The sequence below is a fragment of the Sinorhizobium sp. CCBAU 05631 genome, assembly GCF_002288505.1.
GTDB classification, from domain to species: domain Bacteria; phylum Pseudomonadota; class Alphaproteobacteria; order Rhizobiales; family Rhizobiaceae; genus Sinorhizobium; species Sinorhizobium fredii_C.
Genome location: NZ_CP023063.1, coordinates 472,022 through 498,628, shown reverse-complemented (window position 1 = coordinate 498,628; position 26,607 = coordinate 472,022). Strand labels below are relative to the sequence as shown.

Sequence of the window (26,607 nt, the reverse complement as noted above, 5' to 3'; positions counted from 1 at the left end):
ATCGCAAGGAAGGACCAAGAATACAAGCCTCGCCTACAGAAAAACGCCGCAGTTCCCAAGATAGGCGGCGACAAATGCCGCCAATCAGACAAGCATCAGCAACCAGCCGGCCACCGCACAGATCGCGAGCGTCTGGAAAATGCCGCGCTTCCACCAGAAAAGCGAAACGGCCGCAATGACGGTCAAGAAAAGAGCAGCAGGGTGAAGCGTCGCCGGATCCGGATAGGGAAGCGAGAGCGGGCCGCTCTCCAATCGCTCGACGCGGCCAAAGAGGACATGAAGGCCGAACCAGACGGCGAGGTTGAGGATAACGCCGGCGACCGCCGCCGAGATCGCCGACAGGGCACCGGAGAGCGCCGCATTGGCGCGCAGCCGCTCGACATAGGGCGCGCCGAGAAAGATCCAGAGAAAGCACGGAACGAAGGTCACCCAAGTCGCAAGCGTCGCGCCAAGCACGCCCGACGTCAGCGCATCGACACCGATCGGCGCACGGTACGCCCCCATGAAGCCGACGAAGGCGAGCACAAGCACCAGCGGTCCCGGCGTCGTCTCCGCCAGCGCCAGGCCATCGACCATCTCCCCGGGGCGCAGCCAGTGATAGGTCTCGACCGCCTGCTGTGCGACATAGGCAAGAACGGCATAGGCGCCGCCGAAAGTGACGACCGCCATCTGCGAAAAGAAGAGGCCGATGTCTGTGTAGACATTCGGTCCGCCGATGATGGCCGCGATCAGGAGGAAGGGCGCCAGCCAGAGGGCGCCCCATACGGCAATGACTGCCGCCGCCCTCCCCCAGCTTGGCTTTCCGTGGGGGTAATCGGCGCCGATAACGGAGGGAAGATCGGGAGCCTTCGCTTGATGCGCGGCCGCTCGCCGCGCCGGCGCATGGCGGGCAGCGACATAGCCCGCGACGCCGGCCGCGAGGACCACCAGCGGAAAGGGCACGGCGAAAACGAAGAGCGCCAGGAACGCCAGGATGGCGAGCCATCGATCGAAGCCGGTTTTCAGCGCCCGGCGGGAAAGCCGGATCAGCGCCTCGATGACGATCGCCAGCACCGCGGCCTTAAGGCCGAAGAAGAGGCTCGCAAGCCAATTGGTCTCCTGGAACAGGGCATAGGCGGACGAGAGGCCCAGGATGACAAAAAAGCCCGGCATCACGAAGAGCGTGCCCGCCACCACCCCGCCGCGGACGCCGTGTAGGAGCCAGCCGATATAGATGGCGAGTTGTTGCGCCTCTGGGCCGGGCAGCAGCATGCAATAGTTGAGCGCGTGCAGGAAGCGGCTCTCCGAGATCCAGCGGCGCTCCTCGACGAGTTCCCGGTGCATGAGCGCAATCTGTCCGGCCGGCCCGCCGAAGCTCAACAGACCGATCCTCGCCCAGACCTTCGCCGCTTCGGCAAAGGCCGGATGGGCGGGCGCGAGGCTCGCCGATGTTTGTTCGTTCACGTCCGCTTCCCCTTTCCGCCGTGCGATAGCCAGTCGTGCTTCTCCTCTCTCGCATCGCGCGCCCAGCGGTAGAGCGCGTCATAAAGGGTCATGCCTGCCTCTAGCTGTTCGAGGTCGTCGGCATACATGCGCGAGAGACCAAGCGACACTGCCAGCAGGCCGGCCGCTTGCGGTTCGAGCTCATGCCTGTCCGTGTCGGCACCGCGGACGATCCGGGCGACGTGCTCGAGCGCGGGAAAGGAAAGGCGGAATTCCTTGACCATCGTGTCGAAGGTGCAATCGTCGCCGCGGTGGCTCCAGAACACGCCTTCGATGTCGAACGGCGTTGCGTCGAAGCGTTCGCCGACCGCCTCGACCTCGGCCGGCGAGACGTAGAGGAACCTGGCGCGCGGATCGACGAAGCGGCGGATCAGCCATGGGCAGGCGATGCGGTCGATCTTCGGCCGGGATCGCGTCACCCACACCGAGCCGCCCGAAGGGTCGGCATTCGGCAGGCTCGCCACCGGGACGAGAGGCAGACCCGCCTCGCGCCACGCTTCGAGACCGCCTTCCAATATTTCCGCAGACGCGCCGGCGTGCCGAAGCCATGCGGCAACGCCTTCGCTGAGCTTGCCGCCGTGCTTGCAGAGCGCGACGACCCACTGTCCTTTGTATTCGTCCGCCCATTTGGGCGCATCGGCGTGCGTCCGGTGGAACGACGACGGTACGAGATGGGGATCGGCGGTGAAATCGTCCTCATCGCGAACATCGATGAGGACGGGAGCTTTCGGCGTGCCGACCAGCCGGGCAAGTTTTTCAGGAGAGATGGAGTTGAACGAGGCCATGATACGACGTCCTTGATAGCTGTTGGACGCGAAATTCCAGCATGACGCCTCGTGGGGCATTCGCTTACCCCATAGATCCATCAAACAAAAAACGGCATTTCATGTCAACGCTCGCGGCCGGCAAAAAAATCTCGAAGCCGATCCTTGACTCGTTCGGTAGCCAGCCTTATCTCGGCGGCGCTAGCACTCTTTAAGCAGGAGTGCTAACACCCATCCACCGGATCGATGAACGATCCGCAATGTCATTTGATCGAGGGATTAGACAATGGCAAGCACCAACTTCCGTCCGCTGCACGACCGCGTTGTCGTCCGCCGCGTCGAGTCTGAGGAAAAGACCAAGGGCGGCATCATCATTCCGGACACCGCGAAGGAAAAGCCGCAAGAAGGCGAAATCGTGGCTGTCGGTTCGGGTGCCCGTGACGAAAGCGGCAAGGTTGTTCCGCTCGACGTCAAGGCTGGTGACCGCGTCCTGTTCGGCAAGTGGTCCGGCACCGAAGTCAAGATCAACGGCGAAGACCTTCTGATCATGAAGGAAGCCGACATCATGGGCATCATCGGCTGATCGGCCCGCAACCCCAACTTCCGTAATTTGAAACCGGGTGCGTCCCGGAACTTCGAAACCAGGAGCTTTCAAAAATGGCAGCTAAAGAAGTCAAGTTCGGCCGTACCGCGCGCGAAAAGATGCTGCGCGGCGTCGACATCCTCGCCGATGCGGTCAAGGTGACGCTCGGCCCGAAGGGCCGCAACGTCGTTATCGACAAGTCCTTCGGCGCTCCGCGCATCACCAAGGACGGCGTTTCGGTCGCCAAGGAAATCGAACTCGAAGACAAGTTCGAGAACATGGGCGCCCAGATGGTCCGCGAAGTCGCTTCGAAGACCAACGACATCGCCGGTGACGGCACCACGACCGCAACCGTTCTCGCCCAGGCGATCGTTCGCGAAGGCGCCAAGGCCGTTGCTGCCGGCATGAACCCGATGGACCTGAAGCGCGGCATCGACCTCGCCGTCACCGAAGTCGTCAAGGACCTGCTCGCCAAAGCCAAGAAGATCAACACCTCGGCAGAAGTCGCCCAGGTCGGCACGATCTCGGCAAACGGCGAAAAGCAGATCGGCCTCGACATCGCTGAAGCGATGCAGAAGGTCGGCAACGAAGGCGTCATCACGGTTGAAGAGGCCAAGACCGCCGAGACCGAACTCGAGGTCGTCGAAGGCATGCAGTTCGACCGCGGCTACCTGTCGCCCTACTTCGTCACCAACCCGGAAAAGATGGTCGCAGACCTCGAAGACGCTTTCATTCTCCTGCACGAGAAGAAGCTCTCCAATCTTCAGGCGATGCTCCCGGTTCTCGAAGCCGTCGTTCAGACCGGCAAGCCGCTCCTCATCATCGCTGAAGACGTCGAAGGCGAAGCTCTTGCAACGCTCGTCGTCAACAAGCTGCGTGGCGGCCTGAAGATCGCTGCCGTCAAGGCTCCGGGCTTCGGCGACCGCCGCAAGGCCATGCTCGAAGACATCGCCATCCTGACGGGCGGCACGGTGATCTCCGAAGACCTTGGCATCAAGCTCGAAAACGTCACGCTCGACATGCTCGGCCGTGCGAAGAAGGTCTCGATCTCCAAGGAAAACACGACGATCGTCGACGGCGCCGGCCAGAAGGTCGACATCGAAGGCCGCGTTGCCCAGATCAAGGCCCAGATCGAAGAAACCACTTCCGACTACGACCGTGAGAAGCTGCAGGAGCGCCTTGCCAAGCTCGCTGGCGGCGTTGCCGTTATTCGCGTCGGCGGTGCGACGGAAGTCGAAGTGAAGGAAAAGAAGGACCGCATCGACGACGCCCTCAACGCGACGCGCGCTGCCGTTCAGGAAGGCATCGTACCGGGTGGCGGTGTTGCCCTGCTGCGCTCTTCCGTCAAGATCACCGTCAAGGGTGAAAACGACGATCAGGACGCCGGTATCAACATCGTTCGTCGCGCTCTGCAGGCTCCGGCCCGCCAGATCGCGGAGAACGCTGGCGATGAAGCCTCGATCGTTGTCGGCAAGATCCTCGAGAAGAACACCGACGACTTCGGCTACAACGCTCAGACCGGCGAGTATGGCGACATGATCGCCATGGGCATCATCGACCCGGTCAAGGTCGTCCGCACCGCTCTCCAGGACGCAGCCTCGGTTGCGGGCCTGCTCGTCACCACCGAAGCCATGATCGCCGAGCTGCCGAAGAAGGACGCTCCGGCCATGCCGGGCGGCATGGGCGGAATGGGCGGAATGGACATGATGTGATAAGGCGACAGCCTTAGCGCAGGTGATCCATCCGGATCGGAAGGGCGGCTCTCGAGCCGCCCTTTTTGCTTTTCACGATTTCGTCGGCGAGGATTCCTTCATGCCATTCGCCTCGCTCGGCAAGCGCCGCCGGGCACCACCGGGCGTTCACACTCGGCGGCAAGCCGACGACTTCATGCCAGCGCCGAATGGCTTGCATTGGAGCTGCGCCTCTTGTGGAATCCTTGCTACGGTCGGAGGCACCCCCTCTGCCCTGCCGGGCATCTCCCCCACAAGGGTGGAGATCGGCAAGTGGCAATGTCCCGCCATCAAATATCCTTACATGGACTTTGCGGGTCCCTTTATTTCGGCATAGGCACGCTGGGCGTGGGGCAGAGCGGCGTTTTCCAGCCAATCTCCCTCCTTATGGGGGAGATGCCCGGCAGGGCAGAAGGGGTACCAATCCCACTCTCCCGCTTTCGCCGTTTGCCGAACGCGTCAGGCGGCCTCGGTCCTGACCCCAACGACGGAACCGATCGGCGCCGGCCGCCCGAGGAGATAGCCCTGCGCCTCGTCGCAGCCTTCGGCAATGAGAATGTCGAGCTGCTTCTGGGTTTCCACCCCTTCGGCGAGCACCGGTACCTGGAGGCTGTGGCCGAGGGCGAGGATGGCGCGAATAATCGCCTTTGCCTGGGGGCTGCCTTCGACCTCGGACATGAAGCTCTTGTCGAGCTTGATCTTGTCGAAGGGGAACGACCGCAATGTCTCCAGCGAGGAGTAACCCGTGCCGAAATCGTCGATGGCGATCGTCACGCCAAGCGCCTTGATCTCGCGCAGCGTCAACAGCGCGCGCTGCTTGTCGTCGATAATCGTCGATTCGGTAATCTCGAGCTCGAGCCGTTTCGGGTCGAGCCCGGTTTCGACGAGGATCGCATGGACGAGGCTGACGACGTCGCCATTTGCCAGCTGCACCGGCGAGAGGTTCACGGCGATCTTGTGCTGGCTGTCCCAGGTCGCCGCTTCACGGCAGGCCTCGCGCAACACCCATTCGCCGATCGGCAGAATGGCGCCGCATTCCTCGGCGAGCGGGATGAATTCGCCTGGCGATACCATGCCGCGTTCCGGATGGTTCCAGCGCAGCAGCACTTCGTAGCCGATCACCTCTCCGCTCGTCACTGATTTCTGCACCTGGTAGTGCAGTGCCAGCTGGTTCTTCTCAACCGCTTCCCAGAGATCGTTCGCCAGCGCCCGGCGGCCGCGTGCAGCCTCGTCCATCGAGACCTCGTAGAAGCAGATCGTCTGATTGAGCGCCGCCTTCGCCCGATACATCGCGAGGTCGGCGTTGTTGATCAGCGTGTCGGCGGTTTCCGCATCCTGCGGGTAGATGGCCACACCCATGCTGCCGCCGGATTTCAGCTCGAAATCGCCGAAGCGCATCTCCTCATGCAGGCACCGCTCGATCCGCCGCAGGAAGTCATTGAGTTCAGACAGGTCTTCGAAGCGCTTGACCGCAGCGAACTCGTCTCCGCCGAAGCGGGCGACGAATTCGCCCTCTTGCAGGTGTTCCTTCATCCGCTGCGCGATCGTCACCAGTACGAAGTCGCCAGCCGCATGTCCGTGCAGGTCGTTGACTTCCTTGAACTTGTCGAGATCCATGCCGACGACCGCCACCTTGCGCGAAAACCAGACGGCCGCGTCGAGTTCCTCGTCGAGATGGCTGTTGAACTGCAATCGGTTGGGCAGCCCGGTCAGGCTGTCGTGACGCGCGAGGAAGGAAATCTGCTCCTCGGAGTCGAGCCGCTCGGTGATGTCCTCATAGGTGGAGACCCAACCGCCATCGGGAAGCGTGCGGTGCTTGGACAGGATCGAGCGTCCGTTCGACAATTTTTCGACCAGGTCGCCGCCGCCCTTCGCCACGATGTCCAGCCTATGCCTCTGATAGGCCTCGTTCGCCTTCGCCTCCGCGACCACCGGATCCGCATAGGTGCGGTCAAATGCACGATTGAGGACTTCCCGGAAGGTCATGCCCTTGCCGGCCATCGATTCAGGCAGATCGAAGATCTCGAGGCAGCGCCGATTCGAAAGCAGCAGGCGGTCGGCACGATCGAAGAGACAAATGCCTTGGCTCATGTTTTCGAGCGCGATGTCGAGATTCTTGCTCACCTCGGCGATCCGATCGGCATCCTCCTTCTGCTTGGTGATGTCCTTGGCGATCTTGATGAAGCCGGCGTGCTCGCCGTCCTCGCCGATGATCGGGTCGATCACCACATGCGCCCAGAAGCGGGTGCCATCCTTCCGGTAGCGCCAGCCCTCGGTTTCATATTTCCCGGCGTCAAGGGCGATGCGCAAGGCGCGCCCCGGCAGGTTCGCCGCACGATCCTCGGGCGAGTAGAAGCAGGAGAAGTTTTTGCCGATGATCTCCTCGGCGGAATATCCCTTGTTGGCCTCGGCGCCGGCATTCCAGCTTGCCACGCGTCCGTCGACATCGAGCATGTAGATGGCATAGTCCCTGACGCTGCGCACGAAGCGGGAAAACTCCTTCTCCGATGTGGTGGCGAGGATCTCCGCCTGGCGTGCGAAGCCGGCGGCGATCAGCACGGCGGATAGAAGAAAGAAGGCGGTTCCGGCAAGGACGAAGGCCAAGAGATGCGGCTGGATCATGCCTTCCGGGGTTTGGGTCGTCGCGAACTCGACTTCGATCGTAACCGCGCCCATCGCGGTGAAGTGCAGCACGACGATGCCGAGCGTCATCGCCAACGTCGCGGCCATCTGTGCCCTCAGCGACTGGTCGGCCCGGTTGATCGCAAGAAGGGCACCCATGTCGAAGAGCACGCCGGCCAAAATCGATGCGACGACGAGCATCGAATCCCAACGAATGAACCCGGGCACTTCGAGGGCGGCCATGCCGAGGAAATGCATTGAGCCCACACCGGCGCCGAGCACCAGGCCACCCAGCAGCCAAGCGGGACGGCCGTTCCAATAGGAGGCGATCGCCAGAGCCGACGTCGTCAGCAGGATCGCGGCCACCAGCGACAATGCCGTCAGGCTGGCCTGGTAGCCGAGGACGACTCCCGGGTCATAGGCGAGCATGGCAATGAAATGGGTCGCCCAAATGCCGAAGCCGCTGGCAATGCCTGCGGCCGCCACCCAGATCGCCTGCGGCCTGCCCTCGGAGATACGGGCCCGCTGAAGCAGCGTCACGGCGCCAAAGCTGGAAAGGAAGCAAACCACCGCCGCCAGTGCAACCAACCGCAAGTCATGTTCCACGACGAGGCACGAAAGAATCCTAAACATTGCAGGTCGCCCAAATACACGCATTCGCCCGCTCGGCGCCTGTGTTCCACGCCGGGTCGCTATGTGTTCGCTTTAATCCCTTTAAGGAAGGATGAAATTTACCGGGACCACCGCCGCTTTCGAAGCGAACATTGCTGAGTTGCGTTAATGAATCGCCAAGCTACCGCAAGCTTATCGTAGGAGGTGCGCGCCATTCGAGGAGCGGCAAAGACACGTGGAGTCGTTCCGCGAACGGTACGTTCATGGCAAGGAGATCGCCCTTGCGCCGCTATGCGAGCAAGGATCTGAGATCGACCTGCGGATCGGCCAGTAGGGCCCGATTGGGCGTTACGCCCGCTTCGAGCAGCTTCTTGCCCGTCACGTAGGCCTTCGCGTCGTTGATGGCATCGACGGCGATCAACTTGCCCTGGCGGAAATACCAGACGGAGACGCTGCCCTCGCGCTGGCCCGGGCGAACCAGGGTTTCGTCGTGGCCAAGCCCGAAGCCGGCGATCTGCAGCTTGACGTCGTACTGGTCCGACCAGAACCAAGGCTTCGGATTATAGGGCTCGGAACCGCCGGCGAGAACGGCTGCGATCGCTTCCGCCTGGTCGACGGCGTTCTGGACCGATTCGAGACGAATGCGCATGTCCTGCCAGGGCAAGACGGCGCAGTCACCGATCGCGAAGATCGCCGGGTCGGATGTCCGGCCGTGGCTGTCGACGAGGATGCCGTTCGCGGTTTCGAGGCCGGCATCATGGGCCAGGGCGTCATTCGCCGCCACGCCGATGCCGACGATCACCAGGTCGGCCGGAATGACCGAGCCGTCGGAGAGCTCCGCCGCGGACACGCGCCCGTCTTCGCCGATCAGCCGGTGAAGGCCCATGCGCTCGCGGATATCGACCCCATGCGAGCGATGGATCTCGCGGACGACCGCAGAGGTCGCGGCCGAAGCGACGCGCTGCAGGATGCGGTCCGCCATTTCTATGACTGTGACCTCCAGCCCGCATGTACGGGCGACCGCCGCCGCCTCCAGGCCGATATAGCCCCCGCCGATCACCAATACCCGCCGCCCCGGCTGCATCTCCCCGGCGAGCCGGTCGGCGTCCTGGAAATCGCGCACCACATGCACGCCTTCGAGATCGCCGCCAATCGAAGCGGGCAAGCGGCGCGGCGTGGCACCGGTTGCAAAGGCCAGCGTTTCATAGGGGAGCCTCGAGCCGTCGCTGAGCGTGACTTCCTTCGTCTTGCGGTCGACCCGCGTCACCATCGTCGACAGGCGAATGTCGATTTCGTGCTCCGCATACCAGGCCTCCGGCCGATAGAGCAGCCGGTCGAGAGTCATTTCGCGCAGCAGGTATTTCTTGGAAAGCGGCGGCCGCTGATAGGGCAGGCTCGACTCGGCGGCGACGACAGTAATCGGACGCATGTCCTGCAGGGCGCGAAGCTTGGCAATCAAGGCGAAAGCGGCCTGACCGCCACCCACAACAACAAGTCTTCCCGACACCATCTCCACCCGTCTCAACGATCAATTCTTCGAGCCGCGGAAGCCGCACAGGCTTCCGCATTGGCTCGCTAACCCGTAACCCTCCGGCCCGAGTCCAGTCAACTCGAGCCGAAAAGGCGACGCTATTCCTTGCGCGGAATTTCCATGCCCTTCTGCGCAGCCGGACGCGCCAGGCCGCGGTCGACCCAGGCCATGACATTCGGGAAGCTCTTGTACTCAAGCACTTCGGCGCCGCCATAGAACTTGCGCGCGCCTTCGACCCAGGGATAGGTGGCGATGTCCGCAATGGTGTATTCGTCGCCCATCAGCCACTCACGGCCCTCGAGCCGCGTTTCGAGAACGCCGAGCAGGCGCTTTGCCTCGTCGCGATAGCGCTCGACCGGATAGGAATTGTCGGCGACCTTCTCGGCGGCGAACTTAAAGAAGTGGCCGAACTGGCCGAGCATCGGCCCGATGCCGCCCATCTGGAACATCACCCAGCAGAGCGTCTCGTAGCGCCCGGCCGCATCGGCCGGAATGAGCTTGCCGGCCTTTTCCGCGAGATAGATGAGGATCGCGCCGGATTCGAAGAGACCGATCGGTTTGCCGTCCGGTCCGTTCGGATCGATGATCGCCGGGATGCGTCCGTTCGGGTTGAGTGACAGGAATTCGGGCGACTTCTGCTCGTTCGCGTCGAAAGCAATACGATGCGCCTCATAGGGCAGCCCGAGTTCTTCCAGAGCAATCGAGATCTTCACGCCGTTCGGCGTCGGCAGCGAATAGAGCTGGATGATGTCGGGATTCTTCGCCGGCCAGCGGCTTGTGATCGGGAAGGAGGAAAGATCAGCCATGAGGTGCCTTGAGGTGGGATGGAAAGTTAAGGTGGTCTGCCACCCCTAGATAGGTCGCGCTGGTTGCATTTGTCAGACCCCGGTCGAAAATTCCGACCGTGCGGTGGCTTCAGAGGACCGAACGCACGGATGAAATGATCCGATCGATGACGGGATTGCCTTCATGGGAAGCCTTGCGAGCCCGCACGAGGCAGGCTTCGGAACGCAGGATCACCCCGTCCGAGAGGATCTTCAGGTGGTTGGCCTTCAAGGTGGATCCAGTCGAGGTGATGTCGACGATGATGTCGGCCGAGCCGGAAGCGGGCGCACCTTCGGTGGCGCCCAGGCTTTCGACGATGCGATAGAGCTGGATGCCGTGGCTGCCAGAGAAGAACTGCTGGGTGAGCCGCCAGTATTTGGTGGCGATCGCGAGCCGGCGGCCGTGGCGGGCACGAAAGTCGGCGGCCACATCGCCGAGGTCGGCCATGGTATCGACGTCGTACCAGACTTCCGGCACCGCGACGACGACATCGGCCTGGCCGAATCCGAGCCGGGCGACGAATTCGACGCGTGCATCGGCGTCGGCGATGCCTTCGCGCACCAGGTCCTCGCCGGTAACGCCGAAGTCGACCGCGCCGCTGCCGACCTCGCGGGAGATCTCGGAGGCCGACAGGAAGGCGACCTCGACGTCATCCGAACCCTCGACGCGGCCGCGATAGGAGCGGTCGTTGCCGACGGCGACGATCCTCATCCCGGCGCGCTCGAAGATGGCCGAGGCGTCGTCCTTCATCCGGCCCTTGGACGGCAGCGCAATGGTTATCGTCATTTCGCGCCCCCTGCGGCAGCGATGGCCCGTTCGATCCGGTCGAGCCAGAGAGAAAAGCCAACGGCCGGAATGTGCTCGCGGGCGCCAAGCAGCGTCAGCAAGCGATCGAAGCGCCCGCCGCCGGCGAGAACCGCCGGTGCTCCCTCGGCCTCGATCTCGAAGACAAGGCCGGTATAGTAGTCGAGCGGGCGGCCGAAGGCGGCACGATAGCGGATCAGACCGAGATCGGCGCCCGCCTTTGCGACGGCGGCGACGCGGGCGTCGAACAGCGACAGCGCGCCGTCGATCTTCAATCTCGATTTCTTCGCGAAAGCGTGCAGCGCCGCCGGAGCTTCGGCAAGCGGCAGGTCGAAGGCGAGGAACTCGCGCATGACGGCGAGTGCTGCCTTGTCGAGCCGCGTGGCCGCAAGCTCCATCTTCTCCTTCAGGCGGCGGGCGATGTCGCGCGGCGAACGGCTGGCATTGGTGGAATAGCCGGTCGCCTCCATCGTCTCGGCGAGATGGGCGACGAGCCTTTCCTGGTCGTCGAGGATTCCCATGATGGCGAGCCGCTCGACTTCGGGGCCGAAGACGCCCGCGGATTTGGGATCGGCAAGCTCACCCAGGAGCTTCTGCAATAGTTTCTGATCGCCGAAGGCGTGGATCAGCCGCTTCTGCCAGCCCCCCGGCAGTCCGCAGGCGGCAATCACCGCCTCGAAGACCGATTGGTCGCCGAGCGTCACCTTCAGCCGCCGATCCGGCAGCCGGTAGGCAAGCACCAGCATAGCGTCGCCGATCGCCCGCGCATCGGCGCCGGCCGTGTCGGCATCGCCGAGATCCTCGATGCCCGCCTGGTAGAACTCGCTCGAGCCTTCGCGGCGCTGCCGGAACACCTCGCCGAGATAGGCGTAGCGCTGCGGCGTGCCGGTCGCCGTCTCGATATGGCGGAGGCAGACGGGAATGGTGAATTCGGGGCGCAGGCAGAGGCTCTCGCCGGTCTCGCTTTCGGTCATGAAGATGCGCCGGCGCAGATCCTCACCAGCCATGTCGAGAAAGGGCTCGGCCGGCTGGATGACCGGCGTGTCGACGCGCAACGTCTTCAGCCGCTCGAAATCGGCAAGCAGCTCGCCGGCAAAGGCGGGAAGGTTGATCAGCGGCATCAGCCTGCCCTTTTCCGGTCCTCGGCCTGCTCTGCGAGAATTTCGCGAACCTTTGCGACGAGCTCACTCTCCGGGACGGAGACCTGGGCGACACGCGCCTCGCGCCAGGCGGCATTGTCCTCGATCTCGCCGGAGAGCCGCTTGCCCTCGATCAGGTCCTTGATCTGAACGACGCCCGAAGCGCGCTCGTCGCCGCCCTGGATGATGGCGATCGGCGAACCGCGCCGGTCGGCATATTTGAGCTGGTCGCCGAAGTTCTTCTTGTTGCCCTGGTACATCTCGGCGCGGATGCCGGCATGGCGCAATTGCTGCACGAAGCGCTGGTAGCTGCCCATGCTGTCGAGGTCGCGGTCCATGACGCAGACGACGACCGGCGCGACCACCTCCTCGACCCCGAGCTTGCCGAGATTCTTCAGCGCCGTCATCAGCCGCGACACGCCGATCGAGAAGCCCGTTGCCGGCACCGGCTGGCCCATGAAGCGCGAGACGAGACCGTCATAGCGGCCGCCGCCGCCGACCGAGCCGAAGACGACCTTCTCGCCCTTCTCGTTAGTGACGGCAAACTGCAGTTCGGCCTCGAAGACCGGGCCGGTATAATATTCGAGGCCGCGCACGACCGAGGGGTCGATCTTGATGCGATCCGCGTCATAGCCGGCGCTGAGCACGAGGCTGCGGATCGTGTTCAGCTCCTGGACGCCCTCCGCACCGCGCGCGGTGCCGGCGACGAGCTCGGCGAGTTCATCGGCGCTCTTCGCATAGTCGCTGATACCGACGAAGAAGAGGATCTTGCGGATCTGCTCTTCGTCGAGCCCGGCACCCTTGGTGAAGTCGCCGCTCTCGTCCTTGCGCCCCGCGCCCAGAAGCAGGCGCACGCCGTCCGGGCCGAACTTGTCGAGCTTATCGATGGCACGCAAAACCGTCAGCCGCGCATTCGCCTTGTCATCGCCGCCGAGCCCTATCGCCTCGAGCACGCCGTCCAGAACCTTGCGGTTGTTGACGCGGATCACGTAATCGCCGCGCGCAATTCCGAGCGCCTCCATCGTGTCGGCCATCATCATGCACATCTCGGCATCGGCCTGGACGCCGGCGGCGCCGACAGTATCGGCATCGAACTGCATGAACTGGCGGAAACGGCCCGGGCCCGGCTTCTCGTTGCGGAACACGTAGCCGGCGCGATAGGTGCGGTAGGGAAGCTGTATCTCGTTGAAGTTCTCCGCCACGTGCCGGGCAAGCGGCGCCGTCAGGTCATAGCGCAGGCTCATCCATTGCTCGTCGTCGTCCGTCAGCGAGAACACGCCTTCGTTCGGGCGGTCGCTGTCGGGAAGAAACTTGCCGAGCGCATCGGTATATTCGAACAGCGGCGTTTCGACCGGATCGAAACCATAGCGCTCGTAGACTTCGCGGATCTTCGCGATCATCTCGTCGACGGCGCGGATATCCGCCGCCGAACGGTCGACGAAGCCGCGCGGCAGGCGCGCCTTGAGCTTCTGCGGTTTCTTCGGTTTGTCGTTCATGGAAGGCATTCCGGGCTGTAAAGCTTGGTCGGTGCCTTCCCTACCGGATCACGTCAAGGGCGGCAAGGGTAGCGACCGACAAAGGGGCGACGGGCCGGCAGCCGGGAGGGCGGCGGAACAAGGCCGCGCGCAAAAGCGTTCCGTTTCGAATTACGATCACTGCGTCGTGATTGTAAAATTCTCTCTGCACCCTTATAAGTTAAGCCGATCGAAACAAGGGCTTCAAACGGAGACTTTCGCAAAATGCTGACTGTCATGACGCCCGGCGCGGCAGCGATAAAACCGCTCAATCCGGAAACCCACGGAGCCTGGACCCGCGTGCTCGCGAAGGCAGGCTATATGATCGACCCGTGGCGTTGTGACGTGGACAGCGGCGCCTTTGTGGTCGGCCTGCAGACCCTTTCGCTTCTTGGCCTGAGGCAGAACCCCTGCGGCATCATCGATCTGGTGCGGGCCTACGACCCGAAAGACCGGGCAACGATCCTCAGCATTCTGGAAAAGGCGACCGCGACGTCCTCGTCCTTCTGCTTTTCTGCGATGGTCCGCCGTCCGGGCGGAAGCTCACGTCAGCTTTGCTGCATCGGAAACTCGACGATCGGCGAGGCTGCGGGAGGTTCCCTGCAAGGCGTCTTCGCGGTTCCCCGCAACGGAGCGGCGTTGCCGGCCTGACGCGAGGTGGTCGCGGCTCGGCGATTTCCTCTTGCCCCCTTCATATTCGACGCCCAGTAACCTATCTTGCCGGCATGCTGCGTTGGCTCGCCCTCATTCTCCTGCTTCTATCCGCTCCGCTCGGCGGAGCCCTTCCCGCGATCGCCCAGGCGCGCGACCTGGGCGCGATGGCGGACAGCGCACATCATCACCCGACCTCCAATATGGTGAACCACGCCTCCACTGGCCGTGACGGTCATTGCGTCCAACGGAGCCATTGTCCGAGCCCGGCGAAAGCAGACCACCCGGCGCTCTGCTCCGCCTGCGTCGCGATCCATGCGGCGCCGCCCGGGTTCATGCGATCCGCGACGTCTTCGACGCGGCTTTCGCCGCAGCGACAAGCGCCGCTGCTCGACCAGGCCGTCAAGCCCCTGTCCCCACCGCCCAAATGCAGCCTTTCCATTTAGCGCCGGCGCCTCCGAGGGACGCGACGACGTTCCCTCGCGCGGCCCGCAAGATCTCCTGAATTCCCATTAGGATGGAAAGGTACACACCATGTCCCTGAAAAGGACCCTCGCCGCGTGGACGGTCGCCGTATTGGTCGGCATGCCGGTATACGCCCAGGAAAACCATCAAGGCATGCACCAGGACGCGACGGCTGCCGACATGGCACCGTCGAGCAAGGCCTTCGCTGAAGCGAACGCCAGAATGCACAAGGATATGGACATCGCCTTCACCGGCAATGCCGACGTCGATTTCGTGCGCAGCATGATCGTTCACCACCAGGGCGCGATCGACATGGCAAGAGTCGAGCTCGAGCACGGCAAGGACGAGGCGATCCGCAAGCTGGCGGAAGACATCATCAAGGCCCAGGAGGCCGAGATCACAATGATGAAGGAATGGCTCGCCGGGCACGGCGGCTAGCGAAGCCGGCCCTCCCCGCCTCCAAAACCGGGGAGGGTCACTCCGGTCGGCTATGCAGCGGCCTGGCGAATTGCCGCCGCATCTCGTCCACTTGCGCGCGGCAGAAGCAGCCTTCGAGGTGGTCGTTGACGAGGCCCATGGCCTGCATGAAGGCATAGACGGTCGTCGGGCCGACGAAGGTCCAGCCGCGCTTCTTCAGATCCTTCGATATCCGGACGGAGGTCGGTGTGGTCGGATTGGCGATCAGCGTCGCGTAGTCGACAACCTTCGGGCGCTCGCTTCCATCCGGCTCGTGCGCCCAGAAATAGGCGGCAAGCGAGCCGAATTCCGCCCGCAATTCCTTTGCGCGGCGCGCATTGTTGATGGTCGAGACGATCTTGCCCCGGTGTCGCACGATGCCGGGGTCGCCGAGGCAGCGCGCGATGTCCGCCTCGCCGAATTCGGCAACCATGTCAAAGTCGAAGCATGCGAATGCCGAGCGGAAGGCATCGCGCTTCCTGAGGATCGTCAGCCAGGAAAGGCCCGACTGGAAGCCCTCCAGGCAAATCTTCTCGAATAGCCGGCGATCGTCGGTCACCGGGCGGCCCCATTCCTCATCGTGGTAGCGGCGGTAGTCGTCGAGATTGCCGTGCCAGGCGCAACGCTGCAACCCGTCATCGCCGATAATCAAACCCTTCGCCGACATCACCGCTCTCCCGCCTTGTTTCTCTTTTGTTCCATTTACCATTTGCAAACCAGATTCATAAAGCCGGGAATAACCCTACCCAAAGCTTTATCCACATCGCAGCATTTTATCGAAGCCATGTTTACCCTTCGGTGGCGGAGGAGTGCGAGCATCGCGCCATTGCAAGTGCAGCCGCTGCGCTGCCCATGATTTTTTCGGCGTTAGGTAGCGAGTCCGTCCGATGATGAAGAAGTTCCTTTTGCTTGCCACGTGCCTTGTCTGCACCCTCCCCGCCGGCGCCGGCGCTTGGGACCGATATCAGAACCGGCCGCCGGTCGTCGTCAGCCCGGATCTCACTGCCCCCTGGGTGATGCAACTGACCGGCGAAGGGGTGCGCCCGGCCGTCTACCGGCCGCAGACCCCGGCCGCCACCCGAAAACAGGTGGAGCGTCGCCAGATGAAGCGCCGGCTGGAAACGACGGCCGTACAGCCTGCCGCGGTGCGCCCGCAAAGGCCGGCGAAGGCGCAGCTCGATCCGCAATTCCTGCCGCAGATGGTGGCTTACGAGACGAGCGAGAAGCCGGGCACGATCGTCATCGACACGAACAACCGCTTCCTCTATCTCATCACCGGCGACAGCCAGGCGCGTCGCTACGGCGTCGGCGTCGGAAAACCGGGCTTCGAATGGGCCGGTGAGCACAGGATCACCCGCAAAGCCGAATGGCCGAACTGGACGCCGCCTCAGGAAATGATCGCCCGCGAGGCGGCCAAGGGTCACTATCTGCCCGCCCGCATGGACGGCGGTCCGCAGAACCCGCTCGGCGCCCGCGCCATGTATCTCGGCTCGACGCTCTACCGCATCCATGGCACCAATGCCCCCTGGACGATCGGCTACGGCGTCTCCTCCGGCTGCATCCGCATGCGCAACGAGGATGTCGTCGATCTTTACGAGCGCGTCAAAGTCGGCACCAAGGTTATCGTGATATAGCAGCGGCCGACCTATAGAATATTATTCAGGCATGCTCCTTATTGCTTAGGCGAGGTCGTGATCTAAAAGCAACAGCCGTTCCCTGCGATACAAGTTACGGCCTTCGTCGTGTACTATGGAGTCTATCGCGGGCTTGCACTTGCGTCTAATTCACATAGCTTGCCCGCAAAGAGGGTTCAGAGGGAATCATACATGAGACTTCATGCCACCAGGCTGGCCGCGCTCACCGTTGCGGCCGCTGCTTTTCTCATTGCCACAAACGCGTGCGCGTTTACTCCGGCCGACATTGCCGGTGCAAAGGTCAAGCGCTCCGATGTGGTGCTGGCTGCCCAGCCGAAGAAGCCGCCGCAGAGATATTGGCGCACCAAGGTACGGTTCCGCACGAACGAGGCGCCCGGCACGGTGATCGTCGACACCAACAACAAGTATCTCTACTACATCGACGGGCCGAACCGCGCGACGCGCTATGGCATCGGCGTCGGCCGCGAGGGCTTCGGCTGGTCCGGCGTGGTCAAGGTGGGCCGCAAGGCCGAGTGGCCGGCCTGGACGCCGCCGGCGGAAATGCGCGTGCGCGAAGCGGCCAAGGGGCGCATCCTGCCGATCACGCAGGAAGGCGGCATCGACAACCCGCTCGGCGCCCGCGCTCTTTATCTCTACAAGGGCGGCCGCGACACGATCTTCCGCATCCACGGAACGAACCAGCCCTGGACCATCGGACAGAACATGTCGTCCGGCTGCATCCGGATGATGAACGAGGACGTCGAACACCTCTATGACCGTGCACCGATCGGCACCAAGGTCATCGTCATCGGTCCGGGCAACAAGGCAGGCGATGTCAGCTTCGACGACCGCGGCGTCGACATTTTCCGCCAGATTTTCGGCGGTTGACGATAGAGACTATTCCTCACGTCGGCGGATTCGCTTCTCACCCCGACCCTCTCGCCGTTCTGACGGGGAGAGGGGATTGAGGCCGCGTCACGTGTGCTCGTTTTCCGCCGCGCCGCGTGAGCCGCCGCCCCGGAAAGCCCAGAAACAATATAATCGACCGACGACGACTATAGGCGCAGTAGTCCACTAAAGGTCGACAATTCGCCCCGGCATCACAGCAGTCCCGACGCGCGACCCGCGATCACGAGTACTGCAAGGATGACGACATATTTGACGGCTGGACCTGTCGCGTTACCTTCGAACAAGCCGAAGAACAGCTTGACGTACAGCCGCTCGTGATCGGGATTCTTGGGGATCTTCGGCATCAGCGCTCCTTTTTCACACCAAAAGCAAAAAAGTCAGCGCCCTTGCGAAGCAAGTAACAGTGAATCGGCTTGGGTTGGCAAGGGGTGCTATGTAACCCAATATAGTACCAAGAGAATTTCTGTGGCTCATTGGATTTGCGCCTGCGCATCTGCGCTCCTGCTTTCGTTGAACGTGAAACAGGAAGAACCCTGCCCGTTTTCAGGTCTAGTGTAGCTGTGCAACAGTGTCGTTGATCGCCCGTCCGCCCATGCTTTTTGGCAGTTGTTCACACTGATTCACAAAGGGCAGTGGCAAAGAAAAAGGCGACCTAAGCCGCCCTTACCTATTGCCGTGATGTCGTGCTGCTGATTCGGTTCAAATGGCCTCACACACGCGCGTTATCGTAGCATGACTGACACCCATGGACTTCGCCAAGGATCGGAAGGATGCTCCATTCCTGACCGTGCACGAGCTTCCTCTTTCTCCTGATCGGTAAGCGAATTTCGGGCGACCAAGCGTCTTGCCTTGCCTCTCAGCTCATGCAAGTCCGGCATTGGTCCCTTCCTTCGCCCCGCCTGCTCAGAGAAGGTGGCCGGAAGGCCGGGTGGGCGGCCTACCGCTCATATCCCGGCCGGCTTCGGACCCCCATAGGCCCAGTCGAGCAGCTCAACCGTATGCACGATCGGGATATTCGTGCCGCTGGCGATCTGGGTGATGCAGCCGATATTGCCGGTGGCGATGACGTTCGGCTTGGTCGCCTCGATGTTTCTCACCTTGCGAGCCTTGAGCCTTGCCGATATTTCCGGCTGTAGGATGTTGTAGGTGCCGGCCGAGCCGCAACAGAGGTGGCCTTCCGCCGGGTCGCGCACCAAAAAACCCGCCCGTTTCAGGAGCTGCTTCGGCGCCGCGGTTATTTTCTGGCCGTGCTGCATCGAGCAGGCGGAGTGATAGGCGACGGTCAGGCCGCGCGCGCCCTGCTCCGGCAGGTCCAGCCCCGAAAGATATTCGGTTATGTCTTTCGCCAGGGCGGAAACTCTCGCCGCCTTCTCGGCATAGGCGGCGTCCAGCCGCAGCATGTGGCCGTAGTCCTTGATCGTCGTGCCGCAGCCGGATGCGGTGATGACGATCGCATCGAGGCCGTCCTCCTCGGCAGCCTTCAGCCAGACATCGACGTTGCGCCGGGCGGCGGCGAGCGCCTGCTCCTCGCGCCCCATGTGGTGGACCAGCGCGCCGCAACAGCCCTCGCCCGCGGCAACGACGACCTCCACCCCCTGGGTCGTGAGCAGACGGATCGTTGCTTCGTTGATCCCGGGCCTCAGCACGGGCTGGGCACAGCCGGCGAGCAGGGCAACGCGGCCGCGCGGCGTGCCCTTGGCCGCGTAAACGGCAGGCCTCACCCCGTCTGCGGCCGGCACCGCACGCGGTGCGAGATCGAGCATGACGCCGAAGGTCTTGAGCCAGGGAACCCGCTTCAGCAGCCCCGCAAAGGGGCGTGCGAGCCCCGCCGCCCTGAGCGCCAGCCGGAAGCGCGAAGAATAGGGCAAGGTCGCAGCAATGACGGCACGAGCGAAGCGATCCTTGAACGGTCGTCTGTAGGTCTTCTCGATGTGGATCCGGGCATGATCGACGAGATGCATGTAGTCGACGCCCGACGGACAGGTGGTCATGCAGGAAAGGCAGGAGAGACAACGGTCGATATGGGTGACGGTTTCGGTATCGGCCGCTCGCCCGTTTTCCAGCATGTCCTTGATGAGATAGATCCGTCCGCGCGGACTGTCGAGTTCGTCGCCGAGCAGCACATAGGTCGGACAGGTGGCGGTGCAGAAGCCGCAATGGACGCATTTGCGCAGGATCTTTTCCGATTCGGCGACATGCGGGTCGGCGAGTTGCTCTGGCGAAAAATTTGTCTGCAACCGGATACTCCACTCTCAATTCTCAAACGGCAGTTCCTGAACGGAGCCGCCACGCCTTAGATGAGCCAGCTTTCGGGATCGGTGATCGGCTCCTCGCGGGCGGCTTTCTGAAGCCCTATGACACAGCGCACGACGATCCAGACCGCCGTCGCGACGAAGCCGAGCACGCCGATGAGCAATACGGACAGAAGTGCCGAAACGACGGCGAACAGCAGGGCGATCCAGAAGGTGCGGATCGCCCAGATGTAGTGCGTTCTCGCCCAGTCTTCGGCCTTGTCCCGATTAAGGTAGGCGAGCACGATGCCGACGAGCGGAGTGATGCCGATGGCGAAGCCGACCAGATAAAGCAGGTAGATGATCTGGATGTTGACCTTGCCCGGCTCCAACCAGCGGTCGGTGTCGCGGGAAAGCGGCGTCTGCGGACCCGGATCACTCATCGAATTCTCCTCTCGCCTGCAGCGAATTGCAACAGCCCGCCTGCGATCAGGCGACAGCCGCCAGCCGTCCCGGATTGAAGATCCGCGCCGGATCGAACGATGCGCGCACGCGTTCTGCAAGTTGGGCCACCGCGGGAGCCTGCGGCTCGAAGGCGGGTATCCGGGCGCGAGCTTCGCCGTCGGCTCGGACGAGCGTCGCATGGCCCCCGCCTAGCGCGTGCACGTAGCGGCGCACGAGTTCGGCCTCGGCTTCCGCCTCCATGCGCAGCCAGACTAGGCCGCCCTGCCAATCGTAGAATGCATCGACGCCTGTTTGGAGACGCAGCGCGGCAACGAGCTGGTGCCCCGCCGATGGGGCGACCGAGACACGCCACAGCGGTCTGGCCGTGCCGCCGGCATAGGGCTTCACGTCGCGGATCTCTGCCCAAAGTGCCTTCGTCTGCCCGGCGTCCAGCGTCGAGGCCGAGCCGAAGCGCGACAGCGCCGCGACGAGCTTCTCGGCACGCATCTCCACAGACGCCGCCAGACCTTCGAGCCTTAGGACGGTAGCCGCTCCCTCCGGCAGTGCACCATCGATAAAGCGGCCCCGCACGCTTTCGGGCAGATGCGCCGCGCCCGACACCTCCACCGGCTGTGCCATCGCCTCGGCCATGACGGCGGCTGCCTCCGCATCGTTGAGACCCTCGACGACGACGGTTGCGGCCGCCGGCGGCACCGGCAGTACCTTGAAGGTGACCTCCGTCAGAATTCCGAGCGTTCCGCAGGAGCCCGCCATCAGCTTGACGAGATCGAGCCCGGTGACGTTCTTCATCACGCGGCCGCCGGCCTTGATCAGCTCGCCGCGGCCGTTGACGAAACGCACGCCCAGCAGGCTGTCGCGGGCAGCCCCGGCGACATAGCGGCGGGGACCGGAGACGTTGGCGGCGAAGGTGCCGCCGATCGTCGGCTCGCCCGTCGTTCCGAGAATGCCGCGATGGTCCATTGGTTCGAAAGACAGCATCTGGCCCTTGGCTGCGAGCGCCGCCTCCACTTCGGCAAGCGGCGTCCCGGCGAGCGCGCTCATGGTCATCTCCGCCGGATTGTAAGTGACGATACCGGAGAGACGTCGCGTCGAAAGCGTCCGGTCGGCACGGACAGGATTGCCGAGCCCGGATCGCGTGCCGCCGCCGACAATGGCAAGCGTGACGCGTTCGGCCGCTGCGGAGCGCACCACGGAGGCGATCCCCTCTTCGCTTGCCGGTTCGAAATGGACGATCATGCCTGAGGCCGTCCTTCGAGCGGAAATACCTTCGAGGGATTGAGGAGCCATTGCGGATCGAAGGCGGCGCGCACCGCCATCTGCTGATCGAGATCGGCCTTGTTGTACTGATGGCGCATCAGGTCGCGCTTTTCGATCCCCACCCCATGCTCGCCCGTCAGGCAGCCACCCGCGTCGACGCAGAGCTTCAGGATGTCGTTGCCAGCCGCCTCGGCGCGGGCCGCATCCGCCGGATCGTTGATGTTGTAGAGGATCAACGGATGCATGTTGCCGTCGCCGGCATGGAAGACATTGGCGACACGCAGCCCGTAGCTGGCGACGATCTCGCCGGTCCTGCGCAACACATGCGACAGCTGGCTCAGCGGAACCGTGCCGTCCATACAGATATAGTCCGCGACCCGGCCGGTGGCACCGAAGGCGGATTTTCGGCCCTTCCAGATCAGCGCCGCCTCGAGCGCCGACTGCGATTCCTTGATCGTCACGACACCGTGACGCCGGGCGATCTCGATGATGCCCTGGAGCATCGCCTCCATCTCCGCCTCGGACCCCTCGACCTCGACGATCAGCAGCGCCTCGACGTCGAGCGGATAGCCGGCATGGGCGAAAGCCTCGCAGATCTCGATCGCCGGCTTGTCCATGAACTCGATCGCGACCGGAATGACACCCGACCCGATGATGTCGGCGACGCAGGAGCCGGCCGCCTCCGACGCGGAGAAGCCGAAGAGCACGGGCCGCGCACCCTCGGGCTTGGCGATCAACCGGACCGTCGCCTCGGTGACGATGCCGAGCTGGCCCTCGGAGCCGCAGACAAGGCCGAGCAGATCATAACCTGGCGCGTCGAGCGCCTTGCCGCCGAGGTCGATCACCGTGCCGTCGAAGAGCACCATCTTGACGCCGAGCAGGTTATTGGTGGTCACGCCATATTTCAGGCAATGGGCGCCGCCGGAATTCATGCCGATATTGCCGCCGATCGTGCAGGCGAGCTGCGAGCTCGGATCGGGCGCATAGAAGAAGCCGTCGGCACCCACCGCCTCGGAAATGTTGAGGTTGGTGACGCCCGCCTGCACCGTCGCCGTGCGGTTGAACAGGTCGACATCGAGAATGCGCGACATCTTCGACAGACCGACGACGATGGCGTCCTCCTGCGGGATGGCGCCGCCGGAAAGCGAGGTGCCGGCACCGCGCGGCACGACCGGAATGCCATAGCGGCTGCAATATTTGAGGACGGCGGCGACCTGCTCCGTCGTCTCCGGCAGGACGACGGCCAGCGGCAGGCGGCGATAGGCAAGAAACGCATCCGTCTCGAAGGGTTTCAGGCCACGCTCGTCGCTGATCAGGCAGCCGTCGGGCAACAGGTCGGCGAGGTCGGCGATGATCTCGCCGCGGCGATCGAGGACGGCCTGCCTGGGCTTCAGGAACCCGATCGTTTCCGGCATGAACTCCTCCAGCCAACGCGCAACAAAGTGGTAAATTTTCTTTACCACCAAAGTGGAGGCTGGGAAAGCACGGTCGCTTCTCGTCGCTCCCGTGTCCCAACCTCTTAGAATCGATCACGTTTGTGCTCTGAATCTTAGAGCATCTTGTCCAGTTTGTGAAAGCGGAATGCACTATGACCGGCATTTGGCAACTGCTAATCATCTTTTCGTTCTTGGAGAAAACGGCCGGAATTCATGACGAATCTTGGGGATCTCGAAGTCTTCGCGCGGGTGGTTTCAACCGGCAGCATGTCGGCGGCCGCCCGCGCGCTCGGCCTCTCCGCGGCGGTGATCTCCAAGCGCGTCAAGCGGCTCGAGGAGAGGCTCGGCACGCGCCTCTTGCAGCGCACGACGCGACAGGTCTCACTGACCGAAGCAGGACAGGGCTTCTATGACCGCGTCCTCGGCGTCCTCGCCGGGATCGAGGAGGCGGAAGCCTATGCTTCGGGGCGCTCGTCGCAGGCTCAGGGAACTTTGCGCATCACGGCGCCCACTTCGTTCGGACGCATGCATATCGCGCCGCACCTGACCGGGTTCATGAAGGACCATCCCGACCTCAAGCTCCATATCGTGCTCAGCGACGAGTTCAGCGACATCGTCGCCGACGGCTTCGACCTCGCCATCCGGATCGGTGAACTCAACGATTCGAGCCTCGTCGCCCGCAAGCTCGCACCGGTCCGGCGGCTGCTCTGCGCGGCCCCGGACTACATCGCTCGGCACGGCGCACCCAAGGAGATCGGCGATCTCGCCGAGCACATCTGCCTGCCGGCCCATAACAATGAGAGCTGGAAGCTGGAGGGCCCGGGCGGTTCCCTCGCCTACCGTCCGGAAGGGCCGCTTGTCACCAATTCGTCGGAGATCATCCGTGCCGCAGTGATCGCCGGAGCGGGGATTGCGCTCCGCTCCACCTGGGACGTCAGCGCGGAGTTGCGCAACGGGCGCCTGGTGCAGGTGCTGCCGGAATGGGAAGGGTCGCAAAGGCTGACGCTGTCGGCCGTCTATCCGAGCCGCCAATTTCTGCCCGCCAAGGTTCGGCTCTTCGTCGACTTCCTCGCCGCCCTCTATGGCCCCGTTCCCTACTGGGAGCAGTAAAATCCGACAGGGCGCCGTCACTTGTGCGCACTCTCCTCGTGATGGCGGCGGATCCGGCGGACGATCAACCAGACGCCGAGAACCGCGAAGGGCACCGCAAGGCCCGTCAGCACGCCCGGATCGACCGGGATCGCGTGGCTAACGGCCTTGGCGAGATAGCCGAACAGCCCGACGACGTAATAGGAGATCGCAGCGACGGAGAGGCCTTCGACGGTCTGCTGGAGGCGCAGCTGCAATTTCGCCCGCCGGTCCATCGAATTGAGCAGCGCGCTGTTCTGCCGTTCGAGTTCGACATCGATCCAGCTTCTGAGCAACGCCGTCGCACGGGCGAGCTTGCGCGACAGGTTCGCCTGACGCTCCTCGACCGACTGGCAGGTGCGCATCGCTGGCGCCAGCCGGCGCTCGAGGAAGGTGCCTATCGTCTCGTAGCCGGGCACCGGCATTTCGGAGAGCGTCCGGATGCGTTCCTGAACAATGCCGTAATAGGCGCGGCTCGCGCCAAAGCGATAGAGGCTGAGCGCTGCGCCGGCTTCGAGGTCGGCGGCAAGCCGGGTGATTTCCGCCAGCATTTCGTCCGCTTCCTCACGGACATTCTCCTTCATCCGTTGGGTGACGGCGGTCAGGCCATCCTCGGTCCGGCGGATTTCCGGCGACAGCGATTGCGCCAGCGGCAGCCCGAGCATGGCCAGCGTGCGGTAGGTCTCAATGTCGAGCAGGCGCTGGATGAGGGCCCCCGTGCCCGCCTCGGTCAAACCCCGGTCGAGGATGAGGATCTGGGTGAGCCCGTCGCCGTTCTGCCGGAAGTCGGTGAGCAGCACCGCCTGACCGTTCTTTGTCTCGCTGTAACAGAGGCTCGTCGGGTCGAAGGCCTGGATCGCCTCGCGGGCTTCCGGCGTATCCGGTCGGATCTCCAGCCGGATGCCGGAAATCAGCAGGCCCGGCGGAGAGAAGCCGTCGCCGAAAGGATGGATCGCCACCTCGCCGCCGAAGCGCTCCGGCGCCGGCGCGTCCCAGAAATAAGTCGAGAACTCGGTGTGGCGCTCCCAGCGCAATGTCCCCTGCCCCCAGGGCATGGCGTGGTGGTTTGCATCGCGGCCGGGCGGCGCGATGCCGCGAGAGCGCGACAGTTCCGAGAGCACGGCGTGATCGACGACGGAGCCGCCTTCGGTGATGAAGGCCAGCTGAAAGATGACGCGTGGCGTCGTCACCAGCGCATAGGGTCGAGAATGAACTTCGCCGAGCACCTGGGCGCGCAAGGCCGCCGCTGGAAATCCAAAACTTGCCTTCGCCATGAAGCGCTTCATCCCCCTCACGCGTTCATCACCTTTTACTTATCAACCGGGGGAGCAAAAAGAACAGGACGCATTGACGCAGTTTGACTTTTATCAGCCGCGGCCGAGCGAGTTGACAATCGATTTGACCACTCGATGGGTCCTGCTAGATTGCCGCGCCAGGCGGGAGAGCATTCCGTCTCCGGGAGATTTGCGGTGACCGAAGACCAGAGCGAGCTCTATGCGCGTATCAACCACAGCCGAACCGCGGACGAGGTCGTCCAGCAGATCGAGCTTCTGATCCTGGAAGGCGTGCTGCGCGACGGGGACCGGCTGCCGGGCGAGCGGGAGCTCGCAAAAAGGCTCGACGTGTCTCGGCCGATCCTGCGCGAGGCGCTCAAGGAGCTGGAAGGCCGCGGATTGCTCGAGAGCCGCCACGGAGGTGGAACCTTCGTCGCCGATGTCGTCGGCCAGATCTTCTCGAAACCGCTGATCGAGCTCATCGGCCGTCACCACAAGGCGACGCAGGATTACCTCGAATACCGGCGCGAGCTCGAGGGCCTGACGGCGGAACTCGCCGCGACGCGCGCCACGGATTTCGACCGGGACCTTCTCACCCGCATCATCGAGCGGATGCGCGCGGCGCATGCGAGCGGCAATTTCGACGACGAGCTCGAAGCCGATGTCGAGCTGCACAACGCCATCGGCGAAAGCGCCCACAACATCATCCTGCTACACACGCTGAGGGCCTGCTACCGGCTCCTGACCCAGGGCATCTTCTTCCATCGCAGCTCGGTCTTTAACGCACCGGGCGCGCGCGACCGGCTGCTTGCCCAGCACGAGGCGATCTATGCCGCCATCATGGCGCACGACCCCGAGGCCGCCAAGGTGGCCGCGCAAAGCCATATCGACTTCGTCGCCGCCGCCGCCCGCGATGCGGAGCGCAGCGGCGAGTGGGCCCGCATCGCGCGACTGCGCCTCAAGCAGCGCGACCGCGCCGGTTCCTAAGGGAAACGTCACTTGGCGGGTATTGCTTGTCGCCAGGTCCACGCCCCGAAGTTCTTGAACCGAGTTAATTGAATACGACCGGGAATGTCGCTTTCTGGCAGGCGATGC

The 26,607-nt window shown here is 63.5% G+C and carries 23 protein-coding genes; 8 read left to right on the top strand and 15 right to left on the bottom strand.

Annotation, left to right across the window (positions count from 1 at the left end; translation table 11 throughout):
• Positions 1–84 precede the first annotated feature (84 nt).
• Positions 85–1,443 carry a chromate efflux transporter gene (chrA, locus tag SS05631_RS02335; protein WP_037413259.1) on the bottom strand — a complete coding sequence of 453 codons (1,359 nt, stop codon included), beginning with the start codon at positions 1,441–1,443 and terminating at the stop codon, positions 85–87.
• Positions 1,440–2,267 carry a sulfurtransferase/chromate resistance protein gene (locus SS05631_RS02330; RefSeq protein WP_037413258.1) on the bottom strand — a complete coding sequence of 276 codons (828 nt, stop codon included), beginning with the start codon at positions 2,265–2,267 and terminating at the stop codon, positions 1,440–1,442. The genes chrA and SS05631_RS02330 overlap by 4 nt, the downstream gene beginning before the upstream one ends.
• A gap of 265 nt (positions 2,268–2,532) precedes the next feature.
• Between SS05631_RS02330 and groES the strand changes: the two genes are divergently transcribed.
• The gene (gene groES, locus SS05631_RS02325) at positions 2,533–2,829 is read left to right on the top strand and encodes a co-chaperone GroES (RefSeq protein WP_012706990.1); all 297 of its coding nucleotides are present in this window, start codon (positions 2,533–2,535) and stop codon (positions 2,827–2,829) included.
• A 74-nt stretch (positions 2,830–2,903) separates the two neighbouring features.
• Positions 2,904–4,541, top strand: coding sequence for a chaperonin GroEL (gene groL, locus SS05631_RS02320; RefSeq protein WP_037413255.1), 1,638 nt, complete (start codon positions 2,904–2,906; stop codon positions 4,539–4,541).
• A gap of 477 nt (positions 4,542–5,018) precedes the next feature.
• Here groL and SS05631_RS02305 read toward each other — a convergent pair whose 3' ends face one another.
• The 6 genes from SS05631_RS02305 to hisS all read right to left on the bottom strand — a co-directional run bounded on the left by SS05631_RS02305 (position 5,019) and on the right by hisS (position 13,588).
• On the bottom strand, positions 5,019–7,814 hold the full coding sequence (locus tag SS05631_RS02305) for an EAL domain-containing protein (RefSeq protein ID WP_037413253.1): 2,796 nt from the start codon (positions 7,812–7,814) through the stop codon (positions 5,019–5,021).
• A gap of 268 nt (positions 7,815–8,082) precedes the next feature.
• Complete coding sequence (locus SS05631_RS02300; protein ID WP_037413368.1) at positions 8,083–9,300, bottom strand: FAD-dependent oxidoreductase; 1,218 nt, start codon at positions 9,298–9,300, stop codon at positions 8,083–8,085.
• A 122-nt stretch (positions 9,301–9,422) separates the two neighbouring features.
• The gene (locus SS05631_RS02295; RefSeq protein WP_037413252.1) at positions 9,423–10,130 is read right to left on the bottom strand and encodes a glutathione binding-like protein; all 708 of its coding nucleotides are present in this window, start codon (positions 10,128–10,130) and stop codon (positions 9,423–9,425) included.
• Between the two features lie 109 nt (positions 10,131–10,239).
• The gene (gene hisG, locus SS05631_RS02290) at positions 10,240–10,935 is read right to left on the bottom strand and encodes an ATP phosphoribosyltransferase (RefSeq protein ID WP_037413250.1); all 696 of its coding nucleotides are present in this window, start codon (positions 10,933–10,935) and stop codon (positions 10,240–10,242) included.
• Positions 10,932–12,074, bottom strand: a complete 1,143-nt coding sequence (locus SS05631_RS02285) for an ATP phosphoribosyltransferase regulatory subunit (protein ID WP_037413249.1) — start codon at positions 12,072–12,074, stop codon at positions 10,932–10,934. Before SS05631_RS02285 ends, hisG begins: the two co-directional genes overlap by 4 nt.
• Complete coding sequence (gene hisS, locus SS05631_RS02280) at positions 12,074–13,588, bottom strand: histidine--tRNA ligase (protein ID WP_037413367.1); 1,515 nt, start codon at positions 13,586–13,588, stop codon at positions 12,074–12,076. The genes SS05631_RS02285 and hisS overlap by 1 nt, the downstream gene beginning before the upstream one ends.
• A 243-nt stretch (positions 13,589–13,831) precedes the next feature.
• Here hisS and SS05631_RS02275 point away from each other — a divergent pair, with 243 nt between their 5' ends.
• Both SS05631_RS02275 and SS05631_RS02265 read left to right on the top strand, forming a co-directional pair.
• A complete protein-coding gene (locus SS05631_RS02275) occupies positions 13,832–14,257 on the top strand; it encodes a hypothetical protein (protein WP_037413248.1) in 426 nt (141 codons plus the stop codon).
• A 534-nt stretch (positions 14,258–14,791) separates the two neighbouring features.
• Positions 14,792–15,160, top strand: coding sequence for a DUF305 domain-containing protein (locus tag SS05631_RS02265; RefSeq protein ID WP_037413246.1), 369 nt, complete (start codon positions 14,792–14,794; stop codon positions 15,158–15,160).
• A 37-nt stretch (positions 15,161–15,197) separates the two neighbouring features.
• Here the strand turns inward: SS05631_RS02265 and SS05631_RS02260 are convergent, their stop codons facing one another.
• Entirely contained in the window at positions 15,198–15,845 is a 648-nt protein-coding gene (locus tag SS05631_RS02260) for a DNA-3-methyladenine glycosylase I (protein WP_037413245.1), read from the bottom strand.
• Between the two features lie 220 nt (positions 15,846–16,065).
• On the opposite strand from SS05631_RS02260, the gene SS05631_RS02255 reads away from it, so the two are divergent.
• Positions 16,066–16,812 (top strand): L,D-transpeptidase, encoded by a 747-nt coding sequence (locus SS05631_RS02255; RefSeq protein WP_037413243.1) that lies wholly within the window; start codon positions 16,066–16,068, stop codon positions 16,810–16,812.
• 192 nt (positions 16,813–17,004) lie between these two features.
• On the top strand, positions 17,005–17,700 hold the full coding sequence (locus SS05631_RS02250) for a L,D-transpeptidase (RefSeq protein ID WP_037413242.1): 696 nt from the start codon (positions 17,005–17,007) through the stop codon (positions 17,698–17,700).
• Positions 17,701–17,912: 212 nt separating this feature from the next.
• Here the strand turns inward: SS05631_RS02250 and SS05631_RS30865 are convergent, their stop codons facing one another.
• From SS05631_RS30865 to SS05631_RS02230, 5 genes are all read right to left on the bottom strand, one after another.
• Positions 17,913–18,065 carry a hypothetical protein gene (locus SS05631_RS30865; protein ID WP_157213144.1) on the bottom strand — a complete coding sequence of 51 codons (153 nt, stop codon included), beginning with the start codon at positions 18,063–18,065 and terminating at the stop codon, positions 17,913–17,915.
• Between the two features lie 600 nt (positions 18,066–18,665).
• Positions 18,666–19,958, bottom strand: coding sequence for a glycolate oxidase subunit GlcF (gene glcF, locus SS05631_RS02245; protein ID WP_037413240.1), 1,293 nt, complete (start codon positions 19,956–19,958; stop codon positions 18,666–18,668).
• A 56-nt stretch (positions 19,959–20,014) separates the two neighbouring features.
• On the bottom strand, positions 20,015–20,395 hold the full coding sequence (locus tag SS05631_RS02240; protein WP_037413239.1) for a membrane protein: 381 nt from the start codon (positions 20,393–20,395) through the stop codon (positions 20,015–20,017).
• A gap of 46 nt (positions 20,396–20,441) precedes the next feature.
• Complete coding sequence (glcE, locus tag SS05631_RS02235; protein ID WP_037413238.1) at positions 20,442–21,653, bottom strand: glycolate oxidase subunit GlcE; 1,212 nt, start codon at positions 21,651–21,653, stop codon at positions 20,442–20,444.
• Positions 21,650–23,089, bottom strand: a complete 1,440-nt coding sequence (locus SS05631_RS02230) for an FAD-linked oxidase C-terminal domain-containing protein (protein WP_095677914.1) — start codon at positions 23,087–23,089, stop codon at positions 21,650–21,652. Before SS05631_RS02230 ends, glcE begins: the two co-directional genes overlap by 4 nt.
• Before the next feature lie 234 nt (positions 23,090–23,323).
• On the opposite strand from SS05631_RS02230, the gene SS05631_RS02225 reads away from it, so the two are divergent.
• A complete protein-coding gene (locus SS05631_RS02225; protein ID WP_037413234.1) occupies positions 23,324–24,220 on the top strand; it encodes a LysR family transcriptional regulator in 897 nt (298 codons plus the stop codon).
• Between the two features lie 17 nt (positions 24,221–24,237).
• On the opposite strand, the gene SS05631_RS02220 is transcribed toward SS05631_RS02225, so the two are convergent.
• Positions 24,238–25,512, bottom strand: coding sequence for a DUF3422 family protein (locus SS05631_RS02220; RefSeq protein WP_037413235.1), 1,275 nt, complete (start codon positions 25,510–25,512; stop codon positions 24,238–24,240).
• A gap of 195 nt (positions 25,513–25,707) precedes the next feature.
• Between SS05631_RS02220 and SS05631_RS02215 the strand changes: the two genes are divergently transcribed.
• Complete coding sequence (locus SS05631_RS02215) at positions 25,708–26,499, top strand: FadR/GntR family transcriptional regulator (protein ID WP_037413232.1); 792 nt, start codon at positions 25,708–25,710, stop codon at positions 26,497–26,499.
• Positions 26,500–26,607 lie beyond the last annotated feature (108 nt).